The sequence below is a fragment of the Halorussus vallis genome (genome assembly GCF_024138165.1).
In the GTDB taxonomy this organism is placed as follows: Archaea; Halobacteriota; Halobacteria; order Halobacteriales; family Haladaptataceae; genus Halorussus; species Halorussus vallis.
The window spans coordinates 3,562,907-3,582,311 of record NZ_CP100000.1; the positions used below are offsets into that span (position 1 = coordinate 3,562,907).

At 69.3% G+C, this 19,405-nt stretch carries 17 protein-coding genes; 8 read left to right on the forward strand and 9 right to left on the reverse strand.

The window, feature by feature from the left end; translation table 11 throughout:
- Positions 1–201 precede the first annotated feature (201 nt).
- Positions 202–1,251, forward strand: coding sequence for an NAD(P)-dependent glycerol-1-phosphate dehydrogenase (locus tag NGM07_RS18040; RefSeq protein WP_253514112.1), 1,050 nt, complete (start codon positions 202–204; stop codon positions 1,249–1,251).
- 94 nt (positions 1,252–1,345) lie between these two features.
- Here the strand turns inward: NGM07_RS18040 and NGM07_RS18045 are convergent, their stop codons facing one another.
- Positions 1,346–1,864 carry a DoxX family protein gene (locus NGM07_RS18045; protein ID WP_368410219.1) on the reverse strand — a complete coding sequence of 173 codons (519 nt, stop codon included), beginning with the start codon at positions 1,862–1,864 and terminating at the stop codon, positions 1,346–1,348.
- Between the two features lie 138 nt (positions 1,865–2,002).
- Between NGM07_RS18045 and NGM07_RS18050 the strand changes: the two genes are divergently transcribed.
- Positions 2,003–2,368, forward strand: a complete 366-nt coding sequence (locus NGM07_RS18050) for a DUF5658 family protein (protein WP_253514114.1) — start codon at positions 2,003–2,005, stop codon at positions 2,366–2,368.
- Between the two features lie 124 nt (positions 2,369–2,492).
- On the opposite strand, the gene NGM07_RS18055 is transcribed toward NGM07_RS18050, so the two are convergent.
- The 3 genes from NGM07_RS18055 to NGM07_RS18065 all read right to left on the reverse strand — a co-directional run bounded on the left by NGM07_RS18055 (position 2,493) and on the right by NGM07_RS18065 (position 4,930).
- A complete protein-coding gene (locus NGM07_RS18055; RefSeq protein ID WP_253514116.1) occupies positions 2,493–3,032 on the reverse strand; it encodes a hypothetical protein in 540 nt (179 codons plus the stop codon).
- A 42-nt stretch (positions 3,033–3,074) separates the two neighbouring features.
- Entirely contained in the window at positions 3,075–3,815 is a 741-nt protein-coding gene (locus NGM07_RS18060) for a hypothetical protein (RefSeq protein ID WP_253514118.1), read from the reverse strand.
- Positions 3,816–3,886: 71 nt separating this feature from the next.
- Positions 3,887–4,930, reverse strand: a complete 1,044-nt coding sequence (locus NGM07_RS18065; RefSeq protein ID WP_253514120.1) for a hypothetical protein — start codon at positions 4,928–4,930, stop codon at positions 3,887–3,889.
- A gap of 332 nt (positions 4,931–5,262) precedes the next feature.
- Between NGM07_RS18065 and NGM07_RS18070 the strand changes: the two genes are divergently transcribed.
- Positions 5,263–5,958 carry a DUF7344 domain-containing protein gene (locus NGM07_RS18070; protein WP_253514122.1) on the forward strand — a complete coding sequence of 232 codons (696 nt, stop codon included), beginning with the start codon at positions 5,263–5,265 and terminating at the stop codon, positions 5,956–5,958.
- 195 nt (positions 5,959–6,153) lie between these two features.
- On the opposite strand, the gene NGM07_RS18075 is transcribed toward NGM07_RS18070, so the two are convergent.
- The gene (locus tag NGM07_RS18075) at positions 6,154–7,959 is read right to left on the reverse strand and encodes a S9 family peptidase (RefSeq protein WP_253514124.1); all 1,806 of its coding nucleotides are present in this window, start codon (positions 7,957–7,959) and stop codon (positions 6,154–6,156) included.
- Positions 7,960–8,203: 244 nt separating this feature from the next.
- On the opposite strand from NGM07_RS18075, the gene NGM07_RS18080 reads away from it, so the two are divergent.
- The 3 genes from NGM07_RS18080 to NGM07_RS18090 all read left to right on the forward strand — a co-directional run bounded on the left by NGM07_RS18080 (position 8,204) and on the right by NGM07_RS18090 (position 12,346).
- On the forward strand, positions 8,204–9,892 hold the full coding sequence (locus tag NGM07_RS18080) for a beta strand repeat-containing protein (RefSeq protein WP_253514125.1): 1,689 nt from the start codon (positions 8,204–8,206) through the stop codon (positions 9,890–9,892).
- A gap of 476 nt (positions 9,893–10,368) precedes the next feature.
- Entirely contained in the window at positions 10,369–10,953 is a 585-nt protein-coding gene (locus tag NGM07_RS18085) for a DUF7344 domain-containing protein (protein ID WP_253514127.1), read from the forward strand.
- Between the two features lie 256 nt (positions 10,954–11,209).
- A complete protein-coding gene (locus tag NGM07_RS18090; RefSeq protein WP_253514129.1) occupies positions 11,210–12,346 on the forward strand; it encodes a glycosyltransferase family 4 protein in 1,137 nt (378 codons plus the stop codon).
- Positions 12,347–12,359: 13 nt separating this feature from the next.
- On the opposite strand, the gene NGM07_RS18095 is transcribed toward NGM07_RS18090, so the two are convergent.
- Both NGM07_RS18095 and folP read right to left on the reverse strand, forming a co-directional pair.
- A complete protein-coding gene (locus tag NGM07_RS18095) occupies positions 12,360–13,082 on the reverse strand; it encodes a DUF8127 domain-containing protein (protein ID WP_253514131.1) in 723 nt (240 codons plus the stop codon).
- Between the two features lie 48 nt (positions 13,083–13,130).
- Positions 13,131–15,632 carry a dihydropteroate synthase gene (folP, locus tag NGM07_RS18100; protein WP_253514133.1) on the reverse strand — a complete coding sequence of 834 codons (2,502 nt, stop codon included), beginning with the start codon at positions 15,630–15,632 and terminating at the stop codon, positions 13,131–13,133.
- 133 nt (positions 15,633–15,765) lie between these two features.
- Here folP and NGM07_RS18105 point away from each other — a divergent pair, with 133 nt between their 5' ends.
- A complete protein-coding gene (locus NGM07_RS18105) occupies positions 15,766–16,608 on the forward strand; it encodes a hypothetical protein (protein WP_253514135.1) in 843 nt (280 codons plus the stop codon).
- Between the two features lie 103 nt (positions 16,609–16,711).
- Complete coding sequence (locus NGM07_RS18110; protein ID WP_253514137.1) at positions 16,712–17,140, forward strand: DUF7979 domain-containing protein; 429 nt, start codon at positions 16,712–16,714, stop codon at positions 17,138–17,140.
- A 12-nt stretch (positions 17,141–17,152) separates the two neighbouring features.
- Here the strand turns inward: NGM07_RS18110 and NGM07_RS18115 are convergent, their stop codons facing one another.
- Positions 17,153–17,677, reverse strand: a complete 525-nt coding sequence (locus NGM07_RS18115) for an SHOCT domain-containing protein (RefSeq protein WP_253514139.1) — start codon at positions 17,675–17,677, stop codon at positions 17,153–17,155.
- A gap of 74 nt (positions 17,678–17,751) precedes the next feature.
- Complete coding sequence (purH, locus tag NGM07_RS18120; RefSeq protein ID WP_253514141.1) at positions 17,752–19,344, reverse strand: bifunctional phosphoribosylaminoimidazolecarboxamide formyltransferase/IMP cyclohydrolase; 1,593 nt, start codon at positions 19,342–19,344, stop codon at positions 17,752–17,754.
- Positions 19,345–19,405: the final 61 nt, after the last annotated feature.

Consider the following 19,405-nt stretch of genomic DNA (forward strand, 5'->3'; position numbering starts at 1 on the left):
ACCGCGAGCGGGCGGGGGCTTTCGAGGCGGTCACCTTTGCTGTCGTTGTAGTTCCTCTCAGCGAGATTCTGGGGCTTTCGAGCCGTTCTCGGTTGCCCGGCCGCTGTCGTCGTTCGCAGCGGGCGACCTAACGAACTGAAGTCAGCCCGAACCACATTCCAGAGAGAAAACTGTTTCACCCGCGAAGAGCGAATGGGTCGTATGTTCGAGAAATCCACGTGGATTCGCCTGCCCCGGAGCGTGGTGGTGGGCCACGGCGTCCTCGACCGGACCGTCGAGGCAGTCTCGGAACTCCACCTCCACGGCCGGCCGCTGGTTGTCACCAGTCCGACGCCCCGGAAGGTGGCGGCGTCGCGGGTGGTCGCCGACTTCGAGGACGCGGGCGAGGACCCCGCGGTGGTCGAGATCGACGAGGCGACGTTCGGCGCGGTCGAGCGCGTGCTCGAAGTCGCCGAGGATGTGGAACCGGGCTTCCTCGTCGGCGTCGGCGGCGGCAAGGCCATCGACATCGCCAAGATGGCCAGCGACGAACTCGGCCGGGGGTTCGTCTCGGTGCCGACCGCCGCGAGCCACGACGGCATCGTCTCGGGCCGGGGGTCGGTCCCGGAGGGCGACACCCGCCACAGCGTCGCGGCCGAACCGCCGCTGGCGGTCGTCGCCGACACCGAGATACTGGCCGACGCGCCCTGGCGGCTCACCACCGCGGGCTGTGCCGACATCATCTCCAACTACACCGCGGTCAAGGACTGGCGGCTGGCCAACCGGCTCCAGAACGTCGAGTACTCCCACTACTCGGCGGCGCTCGCGGAGATGACCGCCGAACTGCTGGTCGAGAACTCCGACTCCATCAAGCAGGGCCTGGAGGAGTCGGCCTGGGTGGTCGTGAAGGCGCTGGTCTCCTCGGGGGTGGCGATGTCCATCGCCGACTCCTCGCGGCCCGCCAGCGGCGCAGAACACCTCTTCTCCCACCAACTCGACCGGATGGTGCCCGGCGCGGCGCTCCACGGCCACCAGGTCGGCGTCGGTACCGTCCTCGCGGAGTACCTCCACGGCGGCGACTGGGAGGGCGTGCGCGACGCGCTGGCGACCATCGGCGCGCCCACGACCGCCGCGGAACTCGGCATCGACGACGAGACGGTGGTCGAGGCGCTCACCTCGGCCCACGAGATTCGCGACCGCTACACCATCCTGGGCAACGGGATGAATCTCGCCGCGGCCGTTGAGGCGGCAGAGACGACCGGCGTCATCTGAGACGGCTCTCGTTTCCGGGAGCCGACGCATCGCGTTCGAAAATCGAAAGGTGAAACCGCGAAGTCGCGAACCCGCGAATCCGCGGAGAAGAACCTCAGCGCCGCGACTTCTGTCGGCGGTCGTCCTGGGCGATCCGGAGGAACGCGAGCGCCGCGCCGAGCATCGAGGCGTTCTTCAGGAAGTGGTACGTCTCGTTCTGCTTCTCCATCTCCTCGTCGGCCTCCCAGAAGTCGTGCATCCGGGGGGTCACGCCGAGGAAGAACGTCGCCACCGCGCCCGCGGCGAGCCGCGGCAGTTTCCACGTCGCGATGCCCAGTCCGCCGAACAGGAGCGCGCCGCTGGCTAGCGGAACCGAGAGTTCGGCGTTCGACACGCCCTTGCTCTCGGCGTAGCCGATCTGGGCGTCGAGGTTCCGGAAGTTGTCTATCGCCATGAACGCCAGCAGTCCGCCGAACAGCAGTCGGGCGAGTTTGAACGACTTCGACTGGGTCCTCGGGGGCCGCTCCCGCGGGTCCGCGGTCACGGGCGAGACGCCCTGCTCCGTCTCGACGTTCGAATGCTCCGAGTTCTGCCCCGAATCCCGATCGTTCGCATCGCTACCTAGTAGCGCCATGTCAGTCGATACAGCGAGGAGCGACTTACCTTTGTCCGCTGCGTTCGGATTTGCCGCTTTCGGGTGCGGACGCGCGACCGTCCCCGACGAATCAGCCAACCGATACTATTTACCCCGCCGCTCCGTATCGCCGCCCGAATGGTCGACCGGGACCGACTCCGACTCGACGGGACGGCGTTCGAGGGCCGGCGCGAGGAGTTCTACTGGCTGTGGATTCTGGCGACGACGACCTACGGCGTCGGCGACGTGGTGACGACCGTCGCGCTCCTGCGCTTCGACGCCCGGGTTGGCGAGGCGAACGCACTCCTGCGGGCCGCGGTCGAGGCGTTCGGACTCGCGGGGCTGGTGGGGCTGAAACTCGGTGTCTTCCTCGCGTGTCTCGGCGTGCAGGTGTACGCCGTCGCCGATTCGGAGGACCCGGTCGTCGTCTACGCCCCGCCCGCGCTACTCGCCGTCGTCGGCGGGTTCACGACCGCGTTCAACCTCCGTCTCCTCGTCGGATGAACTTCCGTCTCCTCGCAGGGTGACCCTCCACCTCCTCGCCGGGTAGCTCCGACTCCTCACGGTTACACTCGCGAATCTCGGCCGCCAGTCGTCGCAGACGAGGAGCAACCGCGCCTCGCCCGGCCTACCCGGAGAACGCCGCGTCCCACCGGACGACCGCCGAAACCGCCGGCCCGACGGCCGGCCGCGAAGCGACGGTCGCGTTGGATTCGGCGGTGACGACCACCGAGGCGTCGTCCGACGACGCCTCGGTGGTCGATTCGTCGCCGCCGTCGCCGTCACTTCCGTCGTTTGCGCCGTCACCTTCGTTTCCGTCGTTTCTTCCTTGGTCGTCCCGACCGCCCCGGTCGGACGACGGCAGCACGCCGTCGTCCGACGTCTCCGGCCGGAGCGTCTGGGTATCGTCGGCCGTTCCGGCGTCGTCGTTTCCGTCGGATCGGTCTGCTCCGTCGGCGGTCGGCGGTCCCGCGTCGGTCGTCGCCGTCGTCGCGGTCGAGGTGACGTCCTGCGTCGTCTCCTCCGCGAGGTCGGTCGCGGCGTTCGGTCCGTCGAGGGCGGGAAGGACGAACCCGAACCCGGCCCCGACGACGGCCGCCGCGGTCACCAGTCCGACGACGACCGCTCGCTTCGTCAGCGCGACTCCGAGGAAGGCGAACTTGCTCACGGCGTTTCCCCCCGACCGACCGGCAGCGCCCGTTCGAGGGGGTCACGCGCCGTCATCGGTCGTCTCCTCGGTCGTCGTTCCGCTCGTGGTCGCGGTCGTCCGTTCGGCAGTGGTCGTCGAGGTCGTGGAGGCGGTCGAGTCGGTGGCCGTGGACGTCTCCGTCTCGGTGGCCGTCTCCGTCGCGGTCGACGCGGCGGTTTCGGTGGCGGTCGTCTCAGTCGTCTGCGTCTCGACCGCCACCGCGGCGTCGCCGTCGACGTCGCCGCTTCCGGCGAGATTCTCGACCGTCACGTCGAAGACGGCGTCGGCGTAGCCCCTCGCGAGAGCGGTTTCGCCGGCGGCGGCGTAGACCTCGAAGGCCAGTCTGAGGCGCAGCCGGCGCGTCCTGGTTTCGCCGTCGGCCGCCGAGAAGTCGGCGGCCGCGAACCCCTCGCGGTCGAGGAGGTCCAGCGCGCCGAAGTCGTACGCCGTCTCGCCGTGGAGGCCCCTCGCGGACAGCGAGTCGGTCGCGAGCTTTCGGTACCGGTAGTCGGCGTCGAGTTTGGCGTACAGCGAGAGCGCGACACGTCCGGCGGGTTCGTCGAGTCCCCGCCACGCGACCGTGCCGGCGGGCGCGACGGTGACGCCGCGAACGTTCCCGTCGTCGCTGGCGACGGTCACGTCCTCGGCGGCGAAGTCGGCGTCGGCGCTGGCGTGCGCGGCGGGCAGGAGCGACGCCAGCCCCGCACCGCCCGCGGCCACGCCCGCGAGCGCGCCGAGCAGTCGTCGTCGGTCGGTGTTCATGGAGGACCCACCGGGGGAGTCGAACCCCCGCGCGTCCGGAGTGGGTCGGAGAGCCTAGCGGTTCGCGGCCGCTACGGGCTCACGGTGAGGTAGTACTCGTCGCTCGCGTCGAAGCCACCGTCGGCGTTGAAGCCCTTGCCTTCGGTGTTGGAGACGTGCGTCGCGGGGTACTCGCCGCCGGCGGTCGCCTGACCCATGACGCTGTAGGTGTCGCCGAACTCGCTCGCGGCGATCTCGACGGTGAGGGTGCCGTCGTCGGTCGCGCTCGCGTCGATGCTGGACGGGGCGCTCCCCGTGTTCCAGCCGTTATCGGTCGCGGGCGTCACTTGGACCGACCCGTCGGGCTTCCGGGACACCTGAAAGTCGGCGTAGTCGTTCCCGTCGTCGTCCAGATTGATGGCGAGGTTCCAGTTGTCCACGTCGTCGTTGAACCCGCTCGCCGACGGGTCCTTCCAGTCGCTCACGTCGAGGAAGAACGTGTACGCGTTCGCGCCGTGGGTGATGAGGAGTTCGTTCTCCCCGTCGTGGGAGAGGAACTTCTGGTCGTAACTGGAGACGTTCGCGTCGGACTCCGCCTCGACGGCCGCGCTGCTGGGCTGGTTCTTCACGCGGACCGACATGTCGTTGGCGGCGGTGTCGCCGACGCTCTTACCGTTTCCGTACGCGATGGTGACCTCGACCCACAACTGGACCGTCGTCACCTTCTTCTCGTCGTCGTCGGTGCCGTCCTCGAACACCTCGTCGCTGAACGTCTCGGTCAGGTCGAGGTCCTCGAAGGAGAAACTCCCCTTTCCGTGGGTCCCGTTCGCGTTCCGCTGTTCGCTGGTGACCTCCTTCTGGTAGGTGTCGCCCGGCACCTTCGCCTTGACCGCGACGGTCGCAGACGTCGCGGGACTGTCGAGGCCGTCCCACGCGTAGTCACCGCTCGCGTCGAGGAGGACCTTCCGTACGCTCCCGTCGTCGTTCGTCAGGAGGTTCGTGTTGCTCGTGTTCAGTCCGGTCTTGACGGTCGCGGTCGCGCTTCCCGACAACGCCGCGAGTCCGCTCCCCGCGATCGCGAGTCCGCCAACCGTACCCAGTACCTTCCGCCGGTCGAGTTCCGTGTTCGGTTTCATGGTGGAGTCGTGCTCTTACGTGCCCGCCGACACTTCCTCGCCGCCCGGTGCGTCGCCGCAGAGTCGTGGGCACTCGTCTCTCACGATGGCCGGTTCCTCCTTATTCATAAACTCCGACAAGATTCTCTGGCGATACGTGAAGGTCGTGCTTAACGACCGAGAAGACCGGTAAGGAGCGATTACGACTCGGCAGGCGACTCCTACACCCCCGGATTCGAGTTCGTCGACCCGGGCCGGCGCAATAAACTGTCGGGGAGTATTTACTTCGGCGGTAACATCACGAGAGTGAGAGTTCGGCCGCACGGGGAGGCGTAGGCCGAGCCTAGACAAAGATGTCAGCAGGGAACGTACCCGGGAGCGAGAACGCGAACGACGCACCGACCGAGACGAACGACGCCGAAGCGACCCCGACCGCGAGCGGGCGGCCCGACGGACCGGACGAGGAGCGGAGCGGTCCGGACCGTACGCCGGGCGACTCGGGCGAGGGTGGCGCCGACCTCACGCGCGAAATTGTCTTCGAGATGCTCAGCAACGGCCGCCGCAGACACGTCGTCCACTACCTGTTGGCCCACGACGAGGAGTCGGAACTGCGCGACCTCTCGCGGGAACTCGCGGCCTGGGAGAACGACAAGTCGGCCGGCGCGGTGACCGCCGAGGAACGGCGCCGGGTGTACAACGCGCTCCAGCAGTCCCACCTGCCGAAACTCGACGACGCCGGACTCGTCCGCTACGACGCCGCGCGTGGCACCGTCGCGGCCACCGACGACCTGACCGACCTCCAGGTGTACCTCGAGATCGTCCCGGGCGACGAGATTCCGTGGAGCCAGTACTACGCGCTGCTCGGTGCGTTCTGCGCGTCGATGACGCTGGCGGCCTGGGTCGGCGTCAGTCCCTTCGCCGGCGTCCCCGCCCTCGCGCTGGCGGGCGTCACCGCGGCGCTGTTCGCCTGCTCGGCGGCCGTCCACGCCTACTACGCCCGGACGATGCGACTCGGGTCGGGCGGCCCACCGCCGTCGGTCCGGAAATAGGCGGCGGCCGGGAGCGGACGACGGTGGCGAGCGGCGACGGTAGAGCGCGTGGGGCGGCGGAGAGGGAGCGACGGCACGTCGACTCGGCTCTGGTTCTGTTCTCCAAGAGACGTGTGACCGGTGGCAGGAGAATCCGAGCCCGGGTCACCGGGCGGAACGAGCCGAAGCCACCAGACGAAGCGCCGAACCCTCGGCTCAGACGTGGCGGTCGAGGAAGTCGGCCACCGTGGTGTAGGCCTCGATGCGGTTCTCCAGTTTCGAGAAGCCGTGGCCCTCGTCCTCGAAGACGAGTTTCTCGACCGGGACGCCCCGGTCCTCGACCGTCTCGACGATCTGTTCGGCCTCGCCGACCGGCACGCGGGGGTCGTTCGCGCCGTGGAGGACCAACAGCGGCGCGGTTATCCGGTCGGCCTTGTGGATGGGGCTGATGGATTCGAGGAACTCCCGGTCGTCGTCCAGCGACCCGTACTCCGACTCGCGGTGGGCGCGGCGCCACTCGCCGGTGTTCTCCAGGAAGGTGACGAAGTTGGCGATGCCGACGATGTCGACCCCGGCGGCCCACAGGTCGGGGTACTCGGTCAGGCACGCCAACACCATGAACCCGCCGTACGAACCGCCCATGGCGACGATGCGGTCGGGGTCGACCGCCGACTGCCCGCGCAACCACTCGACGCCCGCCTCGATGTCGGCGACCGAGTCCATCCGCTTCTCGACGTCGTCGAGGTGGGCGTACTCCTTGCCGTAGCCCGACGACCCCCGGACGTTCGGCTCGAAGTAGGCGTACCCCCGGTTGAGGAAGTACTGTTTGACCGCGTGGAACGTCGGCCGGCGTTGGGATTCGGGGCCGCCGTGGATGTCGACGATGACCGGCGTCTCGCCGTCCTCGGCGTTCGCGGGGACCGAGTAGAACGCCGGAATCTCCCTCCCGTCGAAGCTCTCGAACCGGACGAGCTTCGGCCGGACGAACGACTCCTTGGGCAGGCCCGCGGTGGCGGCGTCGGTCCAGCGCTCGGCCTCGCCCGACTCGACGTCCACCACGTAGACGTTGGCGTTCTCGGCGCTCCCGGTGACCGTCAGCGCGAACCGCTCGGCGTCGGGGTCGAACGTCGCGCCGCCGCAGGCGCCCCGCGGGAGGTTCGGCGTCGGGAACTCCCGGAAGCCCGTCTCGCCCGCGAGTTCGCCGACGGTGAGTTCGGTGTAGCCGTCGACGTTCCGGCCGTAGACGAGTCGGCCGGTTTCGTCGTCGACGGTCAGGCTCTCGACGTTCCAGTCGCCGCCCTCCTCGACCGTCTCGATTTCGAGGGTGTCGAGGTCGAGTCGGCCGAAGTACCGGGTGTCGGCGCCCTCGTTGGTGACGAGGTAGAGCGCCTCGCCGTCCGGACTCCAGTTGACGCTCCCGTAGAACACGTCGCCCTCGTGGGGCGTCACGTGGTCGAAGTCGCCGGTTTCGAGGTCGAGGACGTAGAGGTCGTAGTCGGAACTCGCCGCGAGTTCGAGCACCGCGATGCGGTCGTCGTCCGGACTCCAGCCGACCGGGTAGTACCAGCCGTCGCCCTCGTGGACGAGTTCGGCGTCGTCGCCGGTTTCCTCGCGACCCTGGACGTAGAGGTCGAACACCGACTCGTCGCGGCGGTTCGACGCGAACGCGAACTTCGAGCCGTCGGAGTTCCACCCGCCCCAGTTGTGCTTGGCGTCCGGCCGGTCGGTCAGCGGCGTCACCGTCTCGCCGTCGGCGTCGAGTCGGAACAACTGGGCGCGCTCGTTGCCGCCCTCGTCCATGCTGAAGACGAGTTCGTCGCGCTCGGGCGACCAGTCGGCCAGCATCACGCGCTCGTCTTCGAAGGTCAACTGTCGCGGCCACGCACCCGGGTCGTCGAGTCGCCACACCTGCGAGACGCCCGTGGTGTCGAGCAGGAAGGAGAGTCGCTCGCCGCCCGGCCCGAACGACGGCGCGCCGGCGCTCCGGACGTTGAGATACCGCTCGAAGTCGTACGTCGTCATGGACCCAGTTACGATTCGAACGTCAAAGCGCTTTGGACCGCGGAAACTCGGTCGCGACGGCGCCGGCGGTCCAGAGTTGTCCGTTTGGCTAAACTTATCGGCGTCGACCGGAATCCGGACGTACGACCCGGAGGAATCCGGAATCGACGGATTCGACGCCGGAGGGTCGGGGAACGTGCCGTTACGTCGGATAGTCCCCGGATAACAATAAGCCGGTCGGCGGTACTCGCCACGAGGTCAGAGAATGCTGAAGACACGACAGAGAGCGGTAACGATAGCGGTGCTCGTCGTCGCGGCGAGCGTCGTCGGTTTTGGCGGTATCGGTTTGGCGAAACTCGACTCCGGCGGCCCGGCCGCTCAGGCCGGGCAGTCGACGAACACGGTCGGAGCTGAATCCGCCAACGCGACGATTCGCGGCGCGAGCGCGGGCGACCACGCCGGGGCGGCCGTCGTGGACGTCGGCGACGTGAACGGCGACGGCACGCCCGACGTGGCCGTCGGCGCGCCGACGAGCGACGCGGGCGGCAACAACTCCGGCGCGGTCTATCTCTTCTACGGCCCGGTCGAGGGGACGAACCTCTCGGCCTCGAACGCCGACGCGGTCCTCGCCGGCGCACAGCGCTGGGAGCGCGCGGGCTTCTCGGTGGCCGGCGGCGACGTGAACGGCGACGGGACCGCCGACCTGGTCGTCGGCGCGCCGGCCCACGTCCGGCCGGCCGACGCCCCGAACGCGACGCGGAACGGCACGGGCAACGCGACCGGGACCAACGCGACGCAGAACGCGTCCACGTCCGGCAGCGCGAACGACAGCCTCGCGACCGGGGCGGCGTACGTCGTCTACGGCGGCCAGTCGCTGAGCGGCAACGTCTCGCTGTCGAACGCCGACGCGACGCTCCTCGGCGCGGGGACCAACGACTCCGCCGGACACGACGTCGCGACCGTCCCGAACGCCGGCGGCGGTGCGGCCGTGGCGGTCGGCGCGCCCACGGCCGACTCGAGCGGTAATGACTCCGGCGCGGTCTACGTCGTCTCCGGGAACGTCTCCGGCAAGTCGCGGCTACCGGCGGCGGGCACGGTGCTCGCCGGAGCCTCCTCGGGCGACCACGCCGGCGAATCGGTCGCGGGAATCGGCGACGTGACCGGCGACGGCGTCCCCGAAGTGGTCGTCGGCGCACCCCGGACCGACGCGAGCGGCAACAGCTCGGGTGCGGTCTTCATCGCGACGGGCGCACTCGGCGGCAACGCCAGCGATAGCTCGCTCTCGCGGGCGATCCGGTTCGGCGGCGCCGCCGCGGGCGACAACGCGGGCGAAGCGGTCGCGGCCGGCGACGTGACCGGCGACGGCACGCCCGACGTGGTCGTCGGCGCGCCGCGCAACGACGCCGGCGGCTTCGACGCCGGGACGACGTACGTAATCTCCGGGTCGAGGAACCTCAGCGACGGCAATCTCGCGTCGGCTGACGCCACGCTCGTCGGTAGGACTTCCAGCGACCTCTCGGGGTGGTCGCTTGAGGTCGCCAACGCGAGCGCATCCTGCGGGAACTCGGCCGACCTGGTCATCGGCGCGCCCAACGCCGACCCACGCGGGAACACCACGGGCGCGGCGTACGCCGTCCGGAGCGGCGTGTCGAACGCGACCGACCTCTCGAACGCGACGACCTACGTCGGCGCGGCCGAGGGTGACCTCGCCGGCGACGAAGTCGGAATCGTCGGCGGTGCGAACGGGAGCGGCGCGGGCGACGTGCTGGTCGGCGCGCCGCGCAACGACGCCGCCGGGCCGAACGCCGGCGCGGCGTACCTGTTCGCCGGTAGTTGTGACGTCGGCACGAGCGGGTCGGCGACCGGCACGACGAACGCGACGGGCACGACGACCGGCGGGAACGTCACGACGACCGACGCAGTGACGAACGCGACGACCACCGGGTCGTCGTAACCGACCTGCGGTCCCGCTTTCGGTCGGACTCCGTTCTCGCGGCACGTTTCTCACGCCGAGCATCGGCCAAAGCCGACGCTCGGCGTGACGGACGCTCTGCTTACTCAGTGCGACGGACGCCCCGCTCGCTCGGCGCGCACGCGCCTCGCTGTGCGCGACGATTTCTTCCGCAGTAGCAGTCGACTATAGAACTTGCACGACGGAAACGGTGACTGGAAGGGGAGTAACGCGGTGTTCCGTGCGACCGCCGCTGGACGCGGCCCGTCCCGAGATACGGTCGCTCGTGCCCGTACGCGCACCGAGAACCGCGCTCGTCGGCTCGCATCTCGACGCGCGGTCGACGTCCGTTTCGCCGACCGAGACAAAGCCGGGTTTCCGCGGGGCTTCGCCGACACAATTATCGGTTAAAATTGCGAACAATCGTTCGCACCCGTAAACGTTCGAATCCGTTTATGCGGGCCTCTACTGTCCGTTCTGTGGGAACCAATATGGCCGCCGAGAGCAAGAGCACCACTCCACCTTCTAGAGACGAGGTCTTCGACGCCGTGAAGAACCTGCGGCGTCGATACGTCCTCTACTATTTGCAACGACACTCCGGCCCGGTCGAACTGGGCGAACTCGCCGAACAGGTCGCGGCGTGGGAGAACGACACCACCGTCGCCGGCGTTTCCTCGAACGAGCGCAAGTCGGTGTACAGCGCGCTCCACCAGACCCACCTGCCGAAACTCCAGTCGGCGGGCGTCCTCCGGTACGACCCCGAGCGGAGTCTGGTGGCGACCACCGACGACGCCGCGGAGATGGACCTCAGACTCGCCAGCGACCCTCAGACGTCGCTGCCGTGGCACCAGATATACCTCGTCCTCGCGGCGGTGAGCCTCGGACTGTTGACGTCGGTCTGGCAGGGAATCGCTCCGTTCACCGTGCTCACGGGCATCCAGTACGCGTTCATCATCATCGCGTCGTTCGGACTGACGGCGCTGGCCCACACCTACGACCTGCGCCAGTGGCGCCGGCGGGCCGACGGCGCGGCGCCGGACTTCATCCTGGAACTCAACGAGTAGCGACGCGGCGGACGACGCGGAGACGGTGCGAGGGCGGCGGGATTGCGCGGCGGTGCGGCGGTGCGGGATGGGACGGCGGCGGGGTGGTGCGGTGGTGCGTTGGCGGGGTGACGCGGAACATCGGGTGGTGGCAGTGCGGTGCGATGGGCGGTGCGATTCGGTCGAATTTCTGCGGGCGGTTCCGACGGTTCTCTGCGAGCGACTCGGCCGAACTCAAAAGGTGGGGTTTTTAGGGGCCGGATTCGTGGCGGTTCGTATGCGCGTCGCGTTCGTCTCGGAGGCCGTCGCTCAACACCGAGACGTGGGTGCGACTCGGCGGACCCGACGGGTCGCCGAGTCGCTGGCCGCGCGCGGCCACGAGGCGGTCGTCTGTTGTGCGCAGTGGTGGGACGGCGACCACGACGAGTTCGAACAGGGCGGGGTGACCTACCGACGAGTCACGCGCGAAGCGCCCGGCGACGCCGGGCGCTTCGCCGTGGAACTCCCCGGCGTGCTCCGAGCGGTCGACCCCGACGTGATCCAGGCCGTGCCGGTCCCCTCCCACGTACTAGCGGCGAAGGCCGTCAGTGTCTTCCTCCGGGTGCCGCTGGTCGTCGACTGGTACGACGCCCCGGGACCGGGCGACGCCGACGACCCGCGGTGGCGACTCGCGGCGACCCTGCCGGACCTGATTCTGGTCCCCTCCGAGACGGTGCGGACCCGCGTCCGGGAACTCGGCGCCGACGCCGACGCGGTCCGGGTGGTTCCGAACGCCATCGACATGGACGCGATTCGGGCGGCCGAACCCCGCCACGCCGCCGACATCGTCTACTCCCGGCGACTCGACGAGGACGCCAACCTCGAGAGCCTGTTGCTCGCGCTGGCGGAACTCCGCGACCACGACTGGTCGGCGGTCGTCATCGGTGACGGCCCCGAGCGCGACGTCTACGAGCGCCAGGTCCGGGACCTCCGCATCGACGACCGGGTGCGCTTCGCGGGCAGTCAGTCGCTCGAAAATCGGTTGGCGGCGTTCAAGGACGCCCACGTGTACGTCCAGACCGCCCGACGGGAGTCGTTCCCGACCGACCTCCTCCGGGCGCTCGCCTGCGGTTGTGCCGGCGTGGTCGAGTACCACGTCGAGTCGAGCGCCCACGAACTGGTCGAACAGGAGGACCGGGCGTTCCGGACGACCAGCGAGCAGGAACTCACCGAGGCGCTGGTGAAGGCCTCCGAGATGGAGGAGCTGACCGTCAACGAGAACTTCGCGACGTTCGACGAGAGCCAGGTCGGCGACGAGTACTTGGCCGCCTACGACGAGGCGAAGTCCCGGATGAGTTGGCTCGAAGTCGCGGCGGTGGCCGGCGGTGCCGTCCTGGTGGTCGCGGTCGTGGTGCTGCTGGTTCTGTTGCTGTAAACCGGTTCTCGGTTCAGTATCCGAGACGGCTCCACCCTTCGAGCAGGAGCACCAGCCCCGCCAGCCGAGACCCCGCGGTCAGGGCGGTGTCGATGCGTCGCTTCCAGTCGGCGGCGTCGCAGAAGCCGTCACCGTTGCTGTGACAACTGGCGTGCGAGCCGCCGTAGCGACTGAATCCCGACCGATAGACGACGTAGTACTCGCCGTCGACTTTCAGGAGTTGATTCCGCCGCGTGAGGTTGCGGTAGGAGACGACTCGCCCGGAGTCGACGGCGTTCCGTTCGAGCGACGTGAGTTCGGTCGCGGCGACGGCATCCAGCGGATTCGAGTCGTTCACGGGGTCGAGGGCGAAGTGCGCCCAGCCGTCGCGGTCGACGGTCACCTGTCGATAGAACCGGCCGTCGAGGAGGACGTATTCGTAGCGACTGGGGTACCCGACTCCGTACTCGGCGCGCGCGGGGACGGTTCCGTTCTGTCGCACGTAGGACTCCAGCCGACAGGCTCGACGGTCCAGGCGGTCTTCGCAGAGGATTTCGTCGTCGACCGGAAGGCGTTCCAGTCGCTCGCCCGTCCGGACGTGCCGAAGCTCCAACCCCTCACCGGCGGCGTAGTCGACCGCGGCGGCGTCGTACCGGTAGACGCTCCCGTCGCCGACGTGGACGCCGGGGACGAACGGATTGAGGACGAGCGCGACGCCGGCGAGGAAGAGGGCGTAGGACTTCACCTCGTCGTGCATCCTTCCCGTCGGCGTACGACGTATCGCTCTAAGAAAGTGTCGGGCGGGTTACTCCTCGAACCGCTCAGGGTCGTCTGCGGCCTCGACCGCCCGCACCGCGGCGACGTTCTCCGCGACGTCGTGGACCCGGACGATGTCGGCGCCGCGCTCGGCGGCGACGGTCGTGCCCGCGACCGTCGCCGCCGTCCGGTCGTCGTCGGCGCCGACGAGGCCGAACATCGACTTGTGGGAGTGGCCGACGAGTACCGGACAGTCCAGCGCGTGGAACTCGTCGGTCCGGCCGAGCAACTCGAAGTTCTCGGCGCGGGACTTCCCGAAGCCCAGGCCGGGGTCGACGATGATTCGGTCGCGGTCGAGGCCGGCCTTCTCGGCCAGCAGCACCTTCTCTTCGAGTTCGTCGATGACGTCCTCGACCACGTCGTCGTATTGGACCTCCCGGTCGGGCACCACGGGCGCGTCGATGCTGTGCATGACGACCAGCGGCGCGTCGTACTCGGCGGCGACGAAGCGCATCTCGGGGTCCTCGAGTCCCGACACGTCGTTGAGGATGTCGGCGCCGGCTTCGAGGGCGGCGCGGCCGACCTCGGCCCGTCGAGTGTCGACCGAGATCAGCGCGTCGAGGTCGGCGATGCGCTCGACGACCGGCACGACGCGGTCGATCTCCTCCTCGACCGGGACCTCGTCGGCGCCCGGTCGGGTGCTCTCGCCGCCGACGTCGATGACGTCGACGCCGGCCTCGACCATCTCCTCGGCCCGCGCGACCGCGTCCTCGCGGGCCTCGTACCGGCCGCCGTCGTGGAAGCTGTCGGGCGTGACGTTCAGGATGCCCATGACCGCGGTCCGGTCCTCCCACGGGTAGCCCCGGCGCTCGCGGTCGGTCCGGATGTCCAGGGCGTCCCGGAGTTCGCCGGCGAACACCGACAGGCCGTAGGGCTGGCCGTCGAGTTTGCCGGCGAGGCGCTTGAACTGCGCCAGCGTCCCCATCAGCACCACGTCGATGTTCGTCTCGTCCTGCTCGTTGAGTCCCGAGAGGGCGCACTCCCCGCCGAGGCTCAGCATCTCCTCCTTGAGGTAGCGGGCCTGCCGGGTCTGGACCCGAGTCTTGAGCACGCGGTGGACCGCCTTGCCGCGCATCCGCCAGACGCCGGGGTCGGTGACGTGGGTCCCCTCCAGCGCCTCGCGGGCGTCGTCGATGTTGCGGATGCGCTTGGGTATCTCGGCGCGGGTCCACCGCGAGCGGGCCTCCGCCACCGCGAACAGCGACCCCGCGACCAGCACGAGGTCGTCGGCCTCGGCCGCCGAGAGCGCGTTCTCCAGTGCACCCTCGACCGAGTTGCGGGTCAGCACCTCGCCCGCGCCGGCCTCCTCGAACACCCGGGCGACGACCTCCTCGTCCTCCGCCCGGTCGAGGTTGGGGTGGCAGGCGACCGCGCGGTCGGGCGTCGGCAGCGCGTCGGCCATCCCCCGGAGGTCCTTGTCGTGCATCGCGCCGAAGACGAGGTGGAGGTCGTCGTACTCGCCGTCGAACTCCGCGAGCGTCTCGGCCAGCGCCTCGCAGGCGCCGGGGTTGTGCGCGCCGTCGAGCACCACCAGCGGGTCGGTGCCCATCACCTCGAAGCGGCCGGGCCAGTCGGCTTTCCGGAGTCCGCGGGCGACGGTTTCGGCGTCCAGCGGACCGCCCGACTCATCGTCTCCCTCGTCTCCTGCGCCGCCCGCCAGGTCGCCGCGCGCGGCGACCTGGCGGGCGAGCGTCGCGGCGACGCCGGCGTTCTGAGCCTGGTACTCCCCCAGTAGCGGAATCGCGGTTTCGACGCGCCAGTCGTCGGCCGCGATGGACACCGCGGCCTCGGTGTGGTTGGTCCGGCCGTCGTAGCTCACACGGACGTCGGCGTCGTCGTCGGTTCCGACCCGGACCGCGTCCCGGGCCTGCATCCGCACCGCGTCGAACGCCTCGCCCGTGGTCGCGGTGACCAGCGGCGCGTCGTCGGGCGCGACGTGGGCCTTGTCGTGGGCGATCTCCTCGATGGTGTCGCCGATGATGCCGGTGTGTTCGAGCGTGACGCTCGTGACCGCCGCGGCGACCGGGTCGACGACGCTCGTCGCGTCGAACTTGCCGCCGATGCCGACTTCTAGGACCGCCACGTCGACGCCCTCGCGGCCGAAGTACCAGAGCGCGAGGGCGGTCATCACCTCGAAGAACGTCGGCGACTCGCCGTCGGCCGCCTTGTCGTTGACGTAGGGTTTGACCGCCTCGACGTACTCGACGAGCGCGGCCTTCGGTATCTTGCGGCCGCCGACCCGGACGCGCTCGCGGACGTCGTCGAAGTGCGGCGAGGTGTACAGTCCCACGTCGAGGCCCGCCTCCCGGAGGACGCGCTCGGTCATCCGGGCGGTCGACCCCTTCCCGTTCGACCCGGCGACCTGGACGTACGCGACCCCCTCGTGGGGGTCGCCGAGGTGGGCGAGCAGGTCGGCGGTCGCCTCCGTCCCGGGCTTAGGTCGGAAGCGGCGCAGGTCGAACAGGAAGTTCGCCGCCTCGTGAAAGTTCATATCTGCCAGAACAGACGCGGCGCGCTTTAGAGTGTCGGAGTCACGTGCCGACCGGGGCGAGAGCCTCCCGGTCGCGGGAACCGGTGTTTCAGTCACCTGAAAGCATTTACTCGTCGGACGAACAGTTCGGGGTATGCGTCGTCGCCGCCTGCTCGCCGCGCTCGGGATGACCGCGCTCCCTGCTACCCTCGCGGGGTGCGTCGGCTCGGACGCGCTCGAAACCACGACCGACCCACCCGCGACGCGAGCGGAGCGCCGGACGCGGACCGCCTCGCGGGACGACCGAACCGGGACCGACGACCGGACGCCGACCGCCGGGGACGTCACGGTCCACTCGCTCGCCGTTAGGCCGTCGGTCGTCGTCCGGGGAGTGCACTTCGACCCTCACTACCGACCGGGTTCGCAGTTCGTCGTCGCCGACGTTTCGGTGGGCGGTCGGGCCGACCTCTCGGGCATCGCGGTCGGAAAGGCGTTCGCCGTCACCGCCGATGGGCGGCGCGTGGACAGGGAGGTCTACTACCCCGTCGAACTGCAGTCGGGCGACCCCCAGGGAGTTCGACTCGGCTTCGCCGTTCCCGCTCCGCTCGACGCCGACGGCGCGTCCGTCGTCTGGAGGGGCGACGGGAATCCGTCCGAGACCGAGTGGCCGCTCGGCGACGAACTGTTGGACGCGCTCGCGAACCCGCCGGCGTTCGAGGTTCGGCGCTTCGAAGTCCCCGCCGAGGCGAACCGCGGCGCGACCTTCGAGGCCACGCTGACCATCGAGAACGTCGGGCGGAGCGACGGCACGTTCCTCGCGGAACTCGGCGCGACGACCGTCTCGGACACGCCCGAAATCGCGGTCGACGTACCGAGCGGGGAAACGGTCACCGCGACCCGGACCGTCGAACCGCACTATCCGGAAGGGGTTTCGGAACTCGAGATACGGCTGAATTGGGGCGCGTCGGCGCTGACGCGAACGGTTTCGGTGGAGTGACCCGGCATCGCCGCCGGTCGGCGACACCCTCGGCCCACGGATAACTAAAATCGGGACCGTCCCTTCCACGAGACATTTACCCTCCCTCTCCGACCACGCTCGCATGAACGTGACTCGACGCCGACTCCTCGCGGCCGGCGTGACGACCGGCGCCGCATCGCTCGCAGGTTGTTCCGGCGGATGCGTCCAGGGACTGCCAATCGTCGGAACGAACATGCCGAACGACGGGGAGGTCGCGGTCGACCCCGTCGAATCGATACCTACGGACGCGACGGTCATTGAGTTCTCGTCGTTACCGAAGGCCGAGCGGTCGCTCCTTCGGACTGCTATCGAGGACGGAGTCGCCCGGGCGTGCATGTCCGACGAGAGCGAGTCGGCGGAGGCGCTTCGCTCGTTCTCGAGCCGGACGAGCGTCGAGTCGTCGTATCTCTCCCACGAGGGCGACTACTACGGACTCTGGGTCCGAATCACGGATGTCGTTTCCGCGTCGACCGCGGACCCGCCGGAGGGCGGCGAAAATCCCTGCTGTTGAACGGGGCGACGTCTATCGGTCGGTTTCGAACTGCCTGTCGAACTGCCGCTGCTCCCGCCGGACGCGCTCGTCGTTCACGTCCTCGTCGGCCATCAGTTCCTGCAACCGGCGCTCGTACTCGGCCTCGCTGATCTCGCCCTCGACGTACCGCTCTTTCAGTCGGTCGATGCGGTCCTCGGTGGTCGGTTCGACGCGCTCGGATAAGCCCGCCTTCCTGGCCCCTGGGTAGTGACGCTCGACTTTCCGGGCGACCCGCGCGAGGCGGTCGTTCCGGGGCATCGACGCCTGCCGGACGGCCGCCACCGCCAGCGCGACGAACGTCAGCCCCGAGAACAGGCCGACGAGGAGGTCGGCGACGATGTACGGAGCCGCCGCGCTCAGCATGGCCCACAGGAGCGGCACCCCGGCGTACGCGGGGCTGGTGAGTGCCGACAGCGCGGCCAGCAGGCCGAGTGCGCTCACGCCGACCAGGACGAACAGCGAGAGGACGAACGCGGTGAGGAGGACCTTCACCTTCGTGTCGCTCAGGAGTCCCATCGAGTGGGTGTAGGGAGCGAGTCTACTTCAATCCGTTCTCACTGGGGCGACAGGACGAGAAGTTGGGGCGCAGTTCAATCGTGCTTGAAACACCTGCTCCCGGTGAACGCCATCGCCATGCCGTGTTCGTTCGCGGCTTCGACGACGTCCTCGTCGTTGACCGACCCGCCGGGCTGAATCACGGCCTCGATGCCCGCCTCGGCGGCGGCCTCGATGCCGTCCGGGAACGGGAAGAAGGCGTCGGAGGCCATCACCGCGCCCTCGGCGGTCTTGCCCTCGGCGTCCTTCTCGGCCTTCATCTTCGCGATCTCGACCGCGTCGACCCGCGAAACCTGGCCCGCGCCGACGCCGACCGTCTCGGTGCCCTTCGCGAACAGGATGGCGTTGGACTTGACGTGCTTGACGGTCCGCCAGGCGAACAGCATCGTCTCGAACTGCTCGTCGGTGGGTTCGCGGTCGGTGACCACGTTGAGGTCCTCGCGGGTCGGCGCCTGCAGGTCCCGTTCCTGGACGAGGTGGCCGCCGACGAGGTCCTTCTCGGTGGTCGTCTCCGTAACCTCGCCGAAGTCGACCTCGCTCCCTACGTCGAGCACTCGCAGGTTCTGCTTCTCTCGGAGCGTCTCCAGCGCGTCGTCGGTGTACCCCGGCGCGACAACGACCTCCTTGAATGAGTCGACGACCTGGCTCGCGGTCGCCTCGTCGCACTCCCGATTGAGGGCGACGATGCCGCCGAAGGCGCTCTTGGGGTCGGTCGCCAGCGCGCGCTCGTAGGCCTCGGCGAGGGTGTCGGCCGTGGCGCAACCGGCGGGGTTGGTGTGCTTGATGACCGCCGCCGCGGGGCGGTCGAACTCCTTGACGAGGTTGAGCGCGCCGTCGGCGTCGTTGTAGTTGTTGTACCCCATGCCCTTCGCGCCCTCGTTCAGTTGCGGGGCGGAGACGACGTTGGCCTCCTCGGAGGTCGTGTCGGCGTAGAGCGCCGCGTCCTGGTGGGGGTTCTCGCCGTAGCGCAGGTCGGCGGCGCGGTCGGCCGTCCGGACCTCGCGGGCCGGGAACCGGCCGTCCTCGTCGCCCTCGACGCTGACCGCGCTCAGGTCGTCCGCGACGTCGAGGCGTCCCTCGGCGAACCACTTCACGGCGCGGGGGTAGGCCTTGAACTCGCCCTCGTAGAGCACGCGCTCTTTCAGGTCGCTCTCGTCGTCACCCTCGTAGACCGGAATCGGTTCCTGGGTCACGATGGGGCCGGCGTCGACCTCCTCGGTGACGACGTGGACCGTACATCCGGTGGTCTTCACGCCCGCTTCGAGCACCTGCTCGTGGGCGTCCATCCCGGGGAACGCCGGGAGCAGGGAGGGGTGGACGTTCAGCGTCAGCGGCGCGTTCTCGACGAACTCTCCGGTCAGTACCCGCATGTAACCGTCGAGACAGACCAACTCGAAGTCGTAGCTCTCCAAGGCGTCGAGGATGCGGCGCTCGTGGCTCTCGCGGCTCTCGTCGGCCTCGCGCTCGACGACCTCCGTGGGGATTCCGCGCTCGGCGGCGGCGTCCAGCACGGGCGCGTCAGCGTCGTTCGTCAGCACGACGCCAAGTTCGGCCCCGCCGGGCGCTCGGTCGGCGACGTTCAGCAAGTTCCGTCCGCGATTGCTGGCGAGTCCGGCGATTCGTGTCATGGTCGATTCCGCGTCGTCCCCGCGGAAAGGTATTGCGGTTGCGAGCGAGCGAGTATGCACG

Excerpts from the sequence above, each read along its gene's own strand:
- NGM07_RS18050 (WP_253514114.1), top strand. The coding sequence starts at position 2,003 with ATGGTCGACCGGGACCGACTCCGACTCGACGGGACGGCGTTCGAGGGC.
- NGM07_RS18065 (WP_253514120.1), bottom strand. The coding sequence starts at position 4,930 with ATGAAACCGAACACGGAACTCGACCGGCGGAAGGTACTGGGTACGGTT.
- NGM07_RS18095 (WP_253514131.1), bottom strand. The coding sequence starts at position 13,082 with ATGCACGACGAGGTGAAGTCCTACGCCCTCTTCCTCGCCGGCGTCGCG.
- NGM07_RS18110 (WP_253514137.1), top strand. The coding sequence starts at position 16,712 with ATGAACGTGACTCGACGCCGACTCCTCGCGGCCGGCGTGACGACCGGC.
- NGM07_RS18075 (WP_253514124.1), bottom strand. The coding sequence starts at position 7,959 with ATGACGACGTACGACTTCGAGCGGTATCTCAACGTCCGGAGCGCCGGC.
- folP (WP_253514133.1), bottom strand. The coding sequence starts at position 15,632 with ATGAACTTTCACGAGGCGGCGAACTTCCTGTTCGACCTGCGCCGCTTC.
- NGM07_RS18040 (WP_253514112.1), top strand. The coding sequence starts at position 202 with ATGTTCGAGAAATCCACGTGGATTCGCCTGCCCCGGAGCGTGGTGGTG.
- NGM07_RS18060 (WP_253514118.1), bottom strand. The coding sequence starts at position 3,815 with ATGAACACCGACCGACGACGACTGCTCGGCGCGCTCGCGGGCGTGGCC.
- NGM07_RS18080 (WP_253514125.1), top strand. The coding sequence starts at position 8,204 with ATGCTGAAGACACGACAGAGAGCGGTAACGATAGCGGTGCTCGTCGTC.
- NGM07_RS18070 (WP_253514122.1), top strand. The coding sequence starts at position 5,263 with ATGTCAGCAGGGAACGTACCCGGGAGCGAGAACGCGAACGACGCACCG.
- NGM07_RS18045 (WP_368410219.1), bottom strand. The coding sequence starts at position 1,864 with ATGGCGCTACTAGGTAGCGATGCGAACGATCGGGATTCGGGGCAGAAC.
- NGM07_RS18105 (WP_253514135.1), top strand. The coding sequence starts at position 15,766 with ATGCGTCGTCGCCGCCTGCTCGCCGCGCTCGGGATGACCGCGCTCCCT.
- purH (WP_253514141.1), bottom strand. The coding sequence starts at position 19,344 with ATGACACGAATCGCCGGACTCGCCAGCAATCGCGGACGGAACTTGCTG.
- NGM07_RS18115 (WP_253514139.1), bottom strand. The coding sequence starts at position 17,677 with ATGGGACTCCTGAGCGACACGAAGGTGAAGGTCCTCCTCACCGCGTTC.
- NGM07_RS18090 (WP_253514129.1), top strand. The coding sequence starts at position 11,210 with ATGCGCGTCGCGTTCGTCTCGGAGGCCGTCGCTCAACACCGAGACGTG.